16 protein-coding genes and 1 pseudogene are annotated in these 9,685 nt (G+C 69.6%); 9 read left to right on the top strand and 8 right to left on the bottom strand.

Annotated elements, in window-relative coordinates; genetic code table 11:
* On the top strand, positions 1-294 hold a 294-nt coding region (locus BLW04_RS23455; protein ID WP_139306997.1), incomplete at its 5' end, for a transposase.
* On the opposite strand, the gene BLW04_RS26275 is transcribed toward BLW04_RS23455, so the two are convergent.
* From BLW04_RS26275 to BLW04_RS29390, 4 genes are read right to left on the bottom strand one after another with little or no spacing between them, the layout of a single operon-like run.
* Positions 284-1,117: an AAA family ATPase gene (locus BLW04_RS26275; RefSeq protein WP_139306996.1), complete on the bottom strand. Its 834-nt coding sequence runs from the start codon at positions 1,115-1,117 to the stop codon at positions 284-286. The two genes, BLW04_RS23455 and BLW04_RS26275, sit on opposite strands and share 11 nt — an antisense overlap.
* Complete coding sequence (locus tag BLW04_RS26270) at positions 1,117-1,611, bottom strand: hypothetical protein (RefSeq protein WP_139306995.1); 495 nt, start codon at positions 1,609-1,611, stop codon at positions 1,117-1,119. Before BLW04_RS26270 ends, BLW04_RS26275 begins: the two co-directional genes overlap by 1 nt.
* Complete coding sequence (locus BLW04_RS26265) at positions 1,608-1,925, bottom strand: hypothetical protein (RefSeq protein WP_139306994.1); 318 nt, start codon at positions 1,923-1,925, stop codon at positions 1,608-1,610. Before BLW04_RS26265 ends, BLW04_RS26270 begins: the two co-directional genes overlap by 4 nt.
* Positions 1,922-2,116, bottom strand: coding sequence for a helix-turn-helix transcriptional regulator (locus tag BLW04_RS29390; RefSeq protein WP_091547880.1), 195 nt, complete (start codon positions 2,114-2,116; stop codon positions 1,922-1,924). The genes BLW04_RS26265 and BLW04_RS29390 overlap by 4 nt, the downstream gene beginning before the upstream one ends.
* Positions 2,117-2,298: 182 nt before the next feature.
* On the opposite strand from BLW04_RS29390, the gene BLW04_RS23440 reads away from it, so the two are divergent.
* The 3 genes from BLW04_RS23440 to BLW04_RS23430 are packed head-to-tail and all read left to right on the top strand — an operon-like array spanning position 2,299 to position 4,331.
* Positions 2,299-2,883 carry a hypothetical protein gene (locus BLW04_RS23440; protein WP_175484249.1) on the top strand — a complete coding sequence of 195 codons (585 nt, stop codon included), beginning with the start codon at positions 2,299-2,301 and terminating at the stop codon, positions 2,881-2,883.
* The gene (locus tag BLW04_RS23435) at positions 2,883-3,998 is read left to right on the top strand and encodes a tyrosine-type recombinase/integrase (RefSeq protein ID WP_091547878.1); all 1,116 of its coding nucleotides are present in this window, start codon (positions 2,883-2,885) and stop codon (positions 3,996-3,998) included. Before BLW04_RS23440 ends, BLW04_RS23435 begins: the two co-directional genes overlap by 1 nt.
* A gap of 57 nt (positions 3,999-4,055) precedes the next feature.
* Positions 4,056-4,331, top strand: coding sequence for a hypothetical protein (locus BLW04_RS23430; protein WP_254781913.1), 276 nt, complete (start codon positions 4,056-4,058; stop codon positions 4,329-4,331).
* A gap of 446 nt (positions 4,332-4,777) precedes the next feature.
* On the opposite strand, the gene BLW04_RS23425 is transcribed toward BLW04_RS23430, so the two are convergent.
* Complete coding sequence (locus BLW04_RS23425; RefSeq protein WP_139306993.1) at positions 4,778-5,383, bottom strand: hypothetical protein; 606 nt, start codon at positions 5,381-5,383, stop codon at positions 4,778-4,780.
* A 214-nt stretch (positions 5,384-5,597) separates the two neighbouring features.
* Between BLW04_RS23425 and BLW04_RS23420 the strand changes: the two genes are divergently transcribed.
* The 5 genes and pseudogenes from BLW04_RS23420 to BLW04_RS29875 form a co-directional block, all read left to right on the top strand.
* Positions 5,598-5,783: a hypothetical protein gene (locus BLW04_RS23420; protein ID WP_091547876.1), complete on the top strand. Its 186-nt coding sequence runs from the start codon at positions 5,598-5,600 to the stop codon at positions 5,781-5,783.
* Positions 5,784-5,949: 166 nt separating this feature from the next.
* Positions 5,950-6,498 carry a DoxX family protein gene (locus BLW04_RS23415; protein WP_091547875.1) on the top strand — a complete coding sequence of 183 codons (549 nt, stop codon included), beginning with the start codon at positions 5,950-5,952 and terminating at the stop codon, positions 6,496-6,498.
* Between the two features lie 10 nt (positions 6,499-6,508).
* Entirely contained in the window at positions 6,509-7,552 is a 1,044-nt protein-coding gene (locus BLW04_RS23410) for a PHP domain-containing protein (RefSeq protein WP_091547874.1), read from the top strand.
* Between the two features lie 122 nt (positions 7,553-7,674).
* Positions 7,675-8,112: an NAD-dependent epimerase/dehydratase family protein gene (locus BLW04_RS28885; protein WP_371327820.1), complete on the top strand. Its 438-nt coding sequence runs from the start codon at positions 7,675-7,677 to the stop codon at positions 8,110-8,112.
* A pseudogene (locus BLW04_RS29875) lies at positions 8,088-8,330 on the top strand (NAD-dependent epimerase/dehydratase family protein); the annotation flags it as partial. The gene BLW04_RS28885 and the pseudogene BLW04_RS29875, both read left to right, overlap by 25 nt.
* Here BLW04_RS29875 and BLW04_RS29870 read toward each other — a convergent pair.
* From BLW04_RS29870 to BLW04_RS27135, 3 genes are read right to left on the bottom strand one after another with little or no spacing between them, the layout of a single operon-like run.
* A complete protein-coding gene (locus BLW04_RS29870; RefSeq protein ID WP_371327821.1) occupies positions 8,294-8,974 on the bottom strand; it encodes a LuxR C-terminal-related transcriptional regulator in 681 nt (226 codons plus the stop codon). The pseudogene BLW04_RS29875 and the gene BLW04_RS29870 overlap by 37 nt on opposite strands.
* Positions 8,974-9,342, bottom strand: a complete 369-nt coding sequence (locus BLW04_RS23395; protein ID WP_175484248.1) for a response regulator — start codon at positions 9,340-9,342, stop codon at positions 8,974-8,976. The genes BLW04_RS29870 and BLW04_RS23395 overlap by 1 nt, the downstream gene beginning before the upstream one ends.
* A gap of 14 nt (positions 9,343-9,356) precedes the next feature.
* Positions 9,357-9,644, bottom strand: a complete 288-nt coding sequence (locus tag BLW04_RS27135) for a hypothetical protein (RefSeq protein WP_091547872.1) — start codon at positions 9,642-9,644, stop codon at positions 9,357-9,359.
* Between the last annotated feature and the right edge of the window lie 41 nt (positions 9,645-9,685).

The following is a 9,685-nucleotide window of genomic DNA, read 5'->3' as shown; positions in this document are numbered from 1 at the left end:
CTGGGCGACAAGGGCTACTCCTCTCGGGCCAACCGGGCTCTGCTGGCCGACCGAGGCATCGTCGTCACGATCCCCGAACGCGCCGACCAGCTCGCCAACCGGACCCGACGCGGCCGCACCGGAGGCCGCCCGTACGCATTCGACAAAGACGCCTACAAGGGCCGCAACATCGTCGAGCGGGCCTTCAACCGCCTCAAGCAGTGGCGCGGCATCGCCACCCGCTACGACAAGAAAGCCGTCAACTACCGCGCCGGGATCGTCCTCGCCAGCATGATCATCTGGCTCACGACATGATCCAGGAGACACGCCCTAGTGCCTCTTCGATCCGGTAGGCCAGCGAGGCGACGTCGAGCCCCTGGCCGTTGGTCTTGATCACCGACAGGGTGCAGGTGCCTTCGTCCTCGTCGCGGGCACAGCCGAGGGCCTGCCGGATCACCTGCCCGTAGGCGCCTGCCCCGCCGATCGAGTCGAGCGGCTCCGAGCCGTTCGTGCTCTTACGGAAGTGGCCGACGCCCAGGACCGCGGTGTTCGTCTGGTGGGCGAGCGCCTTCAGCTTCTCCAACTGCGGCCGGATGTTGCTGTTGTCGTTCTGCTGCCCGTCTAGCGACGAGTTGAGCGCGTCGAGAACGACGAGCGCTGGCCGTAGCTCGGTTATGGCGGCTCGGATCTGGTCGAGGTCGGCATCGACCAGCAACGGGCTGCCGTCGGATTCGCCCTGCACGACGTCGATGACATGCAGTCGGCCCGGGTCACCACCTGCTGCGATGAACCGGGCCTTGAACGTCCCTTCGGAGTCCTCGGTCAGCGAGTACAGGACCCGCTGCGAGCGACCCAGGTAGCTGCCGGCGAGTCGGCCGGTCGTCAGCTTGGCGGCGAGGTCGGCGGCGACCGTGGACTTCCCGACGCCCGGCTTGCCGACGAGCATCGCCAGTTCAGCGACGGGCAGATAGTCAGTCCACAGGTACCGAGTGGGGACGATCTTCACTTCCTGCAGTGACCGCAGCCGCAACTTGCGACCGTCAGGTGTCGGATTTGCGACAACCTGCCGCGTCGGACAGGTGCAGGCGCCGCTGTTCCACAGGTCACACGTCTTCGGGTGGTCGCCGAGCGTGCCCATCAAGCGCTCACCACCCGGAGCCGAGATGCGGCGCTGCCGATGCCAGCGCGCCGACGCCCCAGCTCGGTGACCGCGGTCGCCTCGCCCTGGACGAGGTCTAGCAGGGTGTCGAGCGGTCCGCCGGACGCCTGGGTAATCCGGTCGGCCATCTCGATAGCGCGGCGGCGGACAGCCTGGTCGAGCACCCCGGCCGCGTAGAACTTCCACGACGCCGGCACCGGGCAGGATTCGGCGGCCTCGATGACGACCTCCGCGAGCAGTGAGATGCCGTGCGCCGTGGATGCCATACCGGCGGCCCGAATTATCGTCATTACGGCGTAGAGGTCCGGGTCGACCTCTTCGCCGACGAGCAGACCGGCCGCCCGCAGGATCACCTGCATGTGCGGGTCGGCGAGGTCGTCTTCGCCGATGAGCGACAGCGCCTCGGCTGCCGTGGCGGCGGGCAGGTGCAGGATTGCGCCCACGAAGGCGAGTTCGGGGTCGAGGTCGATCAACTCGCCACCTCCTCGACGGTGACGAACCGACGTTCGGTGTGCTCGGCCACGACGAGCACGTCATCGACCCGGTTCGTTGGCACGGCCCAGGCGCGGCGGGCACGGTCGAACACGGTTGGGACGGCGGCGCGGGCCAGGAGTTCGCGGACGCGGCCACCGCGACACCATGAGGTGCGCTTCGGGCCGATCTCGACGTGCAGCGTCTTGCACCCTGCGTCGGGCTGGTTCTGTCGCCGGGAAGCGGTACCGTGTGCATGCCCGCCCGGCATGTTCAGCACGGCGCCCGTCTCCTTCTGGGGGCGGGCGTTCGTCATGCCGCCCCCGCTCGGGGCTGGTCGGCGTTGCGGTCGCACCAGGCGTCGACGTCTTCCTGGCGGAAGCGAAGGTGGCGCCCGACTTTCACGGCTCGTGGCGCAGTGCCCTTCGTCCGCCACTGGTACAGCGTCGTCAGCGGCACGCCGAGGAAGTCTGCGACTTCCTGGCCGCTTAGCAGCCGATCCACCATTGTCTGTGTCACCACAGCACATCCTCTCGGTGTCTTATGTGCTGACGACAGGATGCACACTTGTCTTGCTAGATGTCAAACAGTGTCGCTAGTGTGTCTGCATGACACAAGACGCCGCATGGCCACGGAGTCTGACTGCGACCATTGCCAGTCAGGTGCAACGACTCCGAGGCGATCGCAAGATGAGCGGGCAGCAGCTCGCCGACGCCACGGCCACACTCGGGCACCCCCTTCCTCGATCAGTGATCGCCAACCTTGAGTCCGGCCGCCGGGACACGGTGTCCGTTGCGGAGTTGTTGGTCCTCGCTCGGGCGCTGGAGGTTCCGCCCTTGCAGCTCGTCTTCCCGATCGGCCGCGAGGCCATGAACGAAGTTCTGCCGGGAACCGTGATCCCTACGTGGCTTGCCGCGCAGTGGTTCACAGGCGAGGAAGCGTTCCCTGCGGCGTTGCGCGATGGGGGCTGGGGGCTCAGCACGAAGGAGATGTCCGCGTGGAAGGCGAGCGTTCCCCTTCTGTTCCGGGAGCTAGACAAGCTGTACGAGCGGTGGAACCGCGCCCGCGGTGCCGTCCAAAGTGCCCAACTCGCGGCCACTGAGGCGGAAACCACGGAGGAGAAGGAGGTCAACATCCGCAACGTCGAGTTGAGAGAGGAGCTACAACGGCGCGCTGAGGACGAAGTAAGACGCCATCGAGAGCTGATCCGGGGTAGGGGGCTCGATCCCGGCGAGCTTCGAGCAGAGTTCGCCTACATCGACGAGGCCCCCTGATGGCCAGCGTTGAGGCGCGCCAGACCCGCCGGAGCGGTCGTGACGCCAAGGTCTACGACGTTCGGTTCCGTGATCCAGACGGGCGGCAGCGGAAGAGGACGTTCGGCAAGAAGGGCGACGCCGACCGGTTCGCCGCCACCGTCGAGGCGGACAAGCTCCGCGGCCAGTACATCGATCACAGCGACCGGACGACGGTGGCGGAGTACGCGAGAGCCTGGGCGGCAGCTCGACCTCACCGGCCGACAACGGCCCGCCGGGTGTCCGGGCTGATCGAGGTACACATCGCCGGCACGCGCCTCGGTAGCCGCCGGGTCGCCGCCGTTCGGCCGTCTGAGATCCAGGCGTGGGCCAGCGACCGGGCGCAGGTGTTGGCACCCTCCACGCTTCGGAGCCTGGTGTCGCTTCTGCGGTCCATCTACGCCAGCGCGGTGCTGGATCGCCTCGCGCCAAGCTCACCCGTTGTGCGTATCGCATTCCCTCGTTATGAGCGACCCCGCGTTGTCCCCCTGTCAGTGGAACAGGTGCGTGACCTAGCCGATGCCATGTCAGAGCGGCACCGGGCACTCGTCATCACCCAGGCCGGCCTCGGGCTGCGCATCGGCGAACTGTTGGCACTGCGAGTCGAGGACGTCGACTTCCTGCGTCGAGCAGTCCGCATCGAATGGCAGTTCGCTCCGAAGGCCAGGGTGCGCTCCGAACCCAAGACACCTCGCTCGCGCCGCGTCATCCCACTTCCGCAAACGGTCGCGGACGCCTTGGCCGGGCACATCGCGACGCATCCGCCGGGCAGCGACGGCAGCATCTTCAGCACGCAGGCGGGCACCCGACTCACGCACCACCGTTACGGATCGGAGCTGTTCGGAGCTGCAGTCAAGAAGGCCGGCCTCCCTGTTGGAACCACCAGCCACGACCTACGACATCATTACGCCTCGGTCCTGCTGGCCGCCGGTGAGTCCGTCGTCGCGATTGCGGAACGCCTGGGCCACGAGAACGCCTCGCTTGTGCTGTCTACGTACGGCCACCTGATGCCGGACTCCGAGGAGCGGACTCGGCGGGCCATTGACGATGCGTGGTGTGCCATCCCTGCGCCATTGACTGCCGTAACGAGCCGCTGACCTGCTGTTGAGGGCCGTACGGGAACGTTCACCGTCGACATCCGCGGCTTCGCCGTCGTGATCACCGCCGGCGCGACCGGGTTCGCCTGGCACACCGGTGACGGCACCACGCTGACCACCACCGACCCGGGCTCGCCCTATCCGAAGCAGACCATCACCCACGACTACTCCTCGGGCACCTACACCGCGTCGGTTACCACGACCTGGGGCGCGACCTACTCCGTCGACGGCGGCGCGGTCGTCGACGTACCCGGAACCACGACCACCGACGGACCCCCGGTCACCTTCACCGTCCTGCAGGCACACACGGTCCTGACCAACCTTTACGACTGAACGCACTCCGTATTGGCGCAGCGGGTCGGGCGGTGCCTCTTCCTCCCGCTCGGGCGGGATGGGCTCGCCGTCCCAGTACCAGCCCGGGGGCCTGGTCACCCGCACCGCTCCGCCTGCCGTCAGCACCTCGGCCACCGACACATCCGGTCGCGCACCTGCACGAACCGGCGCTGCTCCGCCGTAGGCAGGTACGCCGTCGTCGGCCCCGGTGGCCGAACCACGTCGCACTGGTTCACGACCGCCACAGCCGATCGGTCGCCGGATCACTGACGGCCACCTGCAGGCTCTCGCCCTCGGGTGCCCGCAGGCCGAGGGTGCCCGCGGGCGGCCGCGGGCGACCAGTACGCCCGGATGCTGCGAGGGCGACTGCGTCAGCCGGTTCACCGCGAGCTCAAGAGAAGAGATCGTGGCGTGACCCGAGGCCGGCCCGTCCGGGCGGCCTCCGGTCACGCACCTCTCCGGGACGACGGCGGCAGCCAGCGCGCCATGGCAGCCAGCAACAGCAGCGCCGTTCCCGCCTCCCCGCCCTCCTCGAGGTACGTGGCGAACGCCCGCGCGACCGGCCCGGACCGCGCCAGGCCCACCAGCAGGGTCACCTGGTCCAGCCCGAGCGCGGCCGCCGCGTAGACGACCAGCGCGAACGTCACCGCTCCCGCAGCCGGCACCGACCACCACCGTCCGGCCCACCACAGCAGCGGCAACCCGACCAGGGTCAGCCCCAGGCCGCCGACGAGCGTCAGCCAACGGCCGTCCAGCTGCTCGGCCGCGGAGTGCAGGCTCACGACCTTCGCCGCCGCGAGCACTCCGCCGCCGACCGCGACCAGCACCCACCACCAGCGCACCGGCGGGTCGCTGCGTGCGGCCGCCCGGGCACTCAGGACGGCGACCGCCAGGAACAGCCCCGTCGTGAACAGCCGCGGCAGGCTCCCGATGGCGTCCAGGTCGAACAACTCCCGGATCTGGGGCGTCGGACAGCGACCGGCCGCGCAGCGCAGCCGGACGACGAGCCCGACGGTGAACACCAGGCCACCGAGCGCTGCGAGACCGAGCATCCAGCCGGCGGTCGGGCGCAGGCGGACGGCAGCTAGCGAGCTGCGCGAGCCATCCCCGTTCACCACTCGGCCATCATCCCGTCACATCCGCCCCAGGCCGTGTGATCCGCGGCTCGTCGAGTCGATCGCCAGCCAACAGACGACCAGAGCTTCGTCAGCATTTGCCTGGGTAACCCACGGGTCTGGCGTGGGAATCCACACTAAGAATGAGGGTGTGATCGTCGTGGTGATGGCCCTGGCCTGGCTCCTGGTCGCCGTCGCGGCTGCCCTCGTCGTCGGCAGCGGTATCCGCATGGCCGACCGGCACGCCCCGGTAACCGACCACCTCGCCGGTCTGCCGGCCAACCTCACGGTCAACGACGTCCTGGGCCGGCACGCTCCGCAGCCCACCATCCGCTGACCGCCGGCTCTGCCGCACAGCACCAGCCGCCCGAACAGAGTGAGACAGACCCCGCTTGACCAGGCGGGGAACGCGATATCTCACTACGGTCCGAAGGCAGAGGTTGCCCCGGCTCACGCCCGGGCAGAGCACCAGCTGCTGACGTCCACCAAGGAAGAGGTTCCCCATGTTGGTCCGCCGGATCGCCCGGCCGTTGCTCGCGTCGTCGTTCATCTACGGCGGCATCGACACCCTGCGCAACCCGCAGTCCCGGGTGCCCGGTGCCACTCCGATCGTGGAACAGATCACCGAGGTCGCCGACAAGCAGCTGCCCGTTCAGGTGTCCAAGGACGTCGAGCAGTGGGTGAAGATCGACGCCGCAGTGAAGGTGGGGGCCGGGAGCCTCTTCGCCCTCGGCAAGTTCCCTCGCCTGTCCGCTCTGCTGCTCGCCGGCTCGATCGTGCCGACGACGCTGGCCGGTCACCGCTTCTGGGAGCACGACGACCCGAAGGAGCGCTTCGGCCAGCTCAGCCACTTCCTGAAGAACCTCGGTCTGTTCGGCGGGCTGCTGATCGCCACCGTCGACACCGAGGGCAAGCCGTCGGTGGGCTGGTGGACCAGGAAGACCGCCGGCAAGGCCGCTGCCGCTGCCGAGGCCAGCTACGAGAAGGCCTCCAAGAAGGCGGCCAAGGCGCAGAAGAAGGCCGCGAAGCAGGTCAAGAAGGTCACGCACTGAGCCCCACGCGATGACCGCCGCACCGCAGGCGCCCGCGGCCGCGCTCCGGAGGATCGCCTTCCTCCTGGAGCGCGCCCGCGAGCCGTCCTACCGGGTCAAGGCCTTCCGGACGGCGGCCACCGTCATCGCCGGCCTGGACGCCGCGGAGTTGGACCGGCGCATCCGGACCCGGACGCTGAAGGACCTCACGGGCATCGGCGACAAGACCGCGGCCGTCGTCCTGGAGGCGCACCGCGGCGAGGTCCCGGACTACCTGGCGAAGCTGGAGGACCGGTACGCCGAGCTGGCACCGCTGGCCGACGATGCCGCCGCCTTGCGTGCCGCGCTGCGGGGCGATCTGCACACCCACTCCGACTGGTCCGACGGCGGCAGCCCGATCCGGGAGATGGCCGAGGCCGCCATCACCATCGGCCACGAGTACCTGGCGCTCACCGACCACTCCCCCCAGCTCACGGTCGCCAACGGCCTGACCGCAGCCCGACTGGAACGCCAGCTCGACGAGGTCGCCGCGCTCAACGAGGAGCTCGCACCCTTCCGCATCCTCACCGGCATCGAATGCGACATCCTGGTCAGCGGCGAGCTCGACCAGACCGACGAGCTCCTCGGCAGGCTGGACGTCGTCGTCGCCAGCGTCCACTCCGAGCTCCGGGCGCCGCGGGCGCAGATGACCGAACGGATGCTCGCCGCCGTCGAGAACCCGCACACCGACGTCCTCGGGCATTGCACCGGCCGGCTGCTGGTCGAGCGCGAGCAGGCCGGCGGCAAGCGGCAGCGCCCCCGGCCGGAGAGCGAGTTCGACGCCGACACCGTCTTCCGCGCCTGCGTCGAACACGGGACGGCGGTGGAGATCAACTCCCGCCCCGAGCGGCTCGACCCGCCGCGGAGACTCCTGACCAGAGCCGAGGAGCTGGGCTGCGACTTCTCGATCGACACCGACGCGCACGCACCCGGCCAGCTCGACTGGCAGGATGCCGGCTGCGTCCGCGCGGTGGAGTGCGGCGTTGCGGTCGAGCGCGTCCTGAACACCCGGACGGCAGACGAGCTGCTGGCCTGACGTTCCTACCCGAGGAACAGCCCGCAGGACCGTCTGGACGACAGTGAGGACGGGATGAGGAGATTCGTCGAGTGGGGGACAGAGTGGTCACTCCCACCGGGCTCCGTCGGTACGGTGCATCGATGACGTGGATGGTGACCGGAGGCGCCGGCTACATCGGCTCGCATGTCGTGGCCGCCATGCGGTCGGCCGGCGAGTCGGTGGTCCCGCTGGACGACCTGTCGACGGGGTATGCCTCCCGGCTGGACGGCGTCCCACTGGTCGAGGGCAGCACTCTCGACGGTCCGCTGATCGAGCGGACGCAGCGCGAGCACTCGGTGCACGGCGTCGTCCACTTGGCCGCGAAGAAGCAGGTCGAAGAGTCGGTGCGCCGGCCGCTGTACTACTATCACCAGAACGTGGAAAGCCTTCGCGTCCTGCTCGAGGCCGTGACCGCTGCCGGTGTCCCGTCCTTCGTCTTCTCCTCCACAGCGCGGCCGTCTACGGCGCACCCGACGTCGCCGTCGTCCACGAGGACACGGCCTGCCGACCGGTCAACCCCTATGGCACGACCAAGCTGATCGGCGAAAGGATGCTCGCCGAGGTCGGTCAGGCGACCGGGTTGCGTCACGTCAGCCTGCGGTACTTCAACGTGGCCGGCGCCGGCGTGCCGGAACTGGCCGACCGGGGCGCCTCCAACCTGGTGCCCATGGTGTTCGAGCAACTGACTCGCCGGCGCGCTCCGCGGATCTTCGGCGACGACTACGACACCCCGGACGGCACCTGCATCCGGGACTTCGTCCACGTGGCCGACATCGCCTCGGCACACGTGGCGGCAGCGCGCGCACTGGGCGCCGGCGAGCTCACCGAGCTCACGGCCAACGTCGGACTGGGGCAGGGGGTCTCGGTCCGCGAGATGGTGTCGGTCATCCGCGAGGTCACCGGCACCGCCGAGGACGAGTGGGCCGACCCGATGGTCGAGCCCCACCGGGTTGGAGCACCGCGGCCACCACGTGCAGGCCGGGTTCCGCGTCTAGACGCATCGCGAGGGCCTCGGCGAAGGACCGTTGGTCGACGGCCAGCAGGAGGCGAGTCACGTGCATGGTGCGATGCTCCGGCCGGGCACGGGGGACGTCGGCCCCAACGTGCCCCCGCGCTGGTACGTCTTCTGTGACAGCCGGAGGTCACAGCTCGCCGTCGATGCCGGCGGCGACCACGAGCGCCACCGCTTGCAGCCGGGTGTGGACACCCAGCTTCAGGCACGTTCTGCAGGTGCGTGCGCGCGGTGCTGGGTGCCACACCGAGTGCGCGGGCGATACCGAGGGTGTCCCCTGCTGCGATGATGTGGCGGAGGACCTGTCGCTCACGGGCGGTCAGGCGGTTGACGAGCTGGCGCGACGGGGCGTGGTCACTAGGCACGGCCGCCGCACGCGGTGGCGGCATCATGACCACGTCCCGCCCGCCGCCACCCGGTCGAGTGCCTCGAAGATCGCGCTGACCGGCTGCCCCTTGCGCAGGAAACCGGCTGCACCTGCCTCGGCGGCCGCCGACAGGTCGTCGACGTCGTCCGACCCGGTCAGGATCACCACCCGGCACGACGGGTGGCTGCGGCTTAACTCGACGACCGCGTCGATGCCATCGCCGTCCGGGAAGCGCAGGTCCATGACGCACACATCGGGGTGGTGCTCCTCGACCGCCCGCATCGCCTCGGCCGGCGCGGTGGCGAGGACCACCTCGTGGCCCCGGAGCGTCAGCGCAGCGGCGAACGGCTCGGCGAACAGCCGGTGATCGTCACACAGGACCAGTCGCACGCGCCCCCCGCCCGTCAACCAGCGCGGACGGGCTCGTCACAGCAGCCGGAACCCACCATCAGCAACGGCAGGGAGATGGCAGCGCGCGCGCCCCCTGCCCGTGAGTGCAGGCCGACGGAGAGCGCCCCGCCGACGGTCTCCAGCGCCCGCCGGGTGAGCGCCAGGCCCATGCCCGACCCCTTGGGGATGCGGCTGAAACCAGGGCCGTCGTCCTCGACGGGGACTCGCACCGCCTTCGCGCCGCAGCGCGCGAGGTTGTCCCGGGTCTTGTAGAACTTGAGGTGGCGGTCCCCCGCCCGCACCGGCCGTGAGGTAGGTGTTGGGCGTCCGCCAAGACTCCATC

Origin of the sequence: Modestobacter sp. DSM 44400, assembly GCF_900107175.1 — a bacterium.
Classification (GTDB): Bacteria; Actinomycetota; Actinomycetes; order Mycobacteriales; family Geodermatophilaceae; genus Modestobacter.
This window is presented reverse-complemented; position numbering and strand designations above follow the sequence as displayed.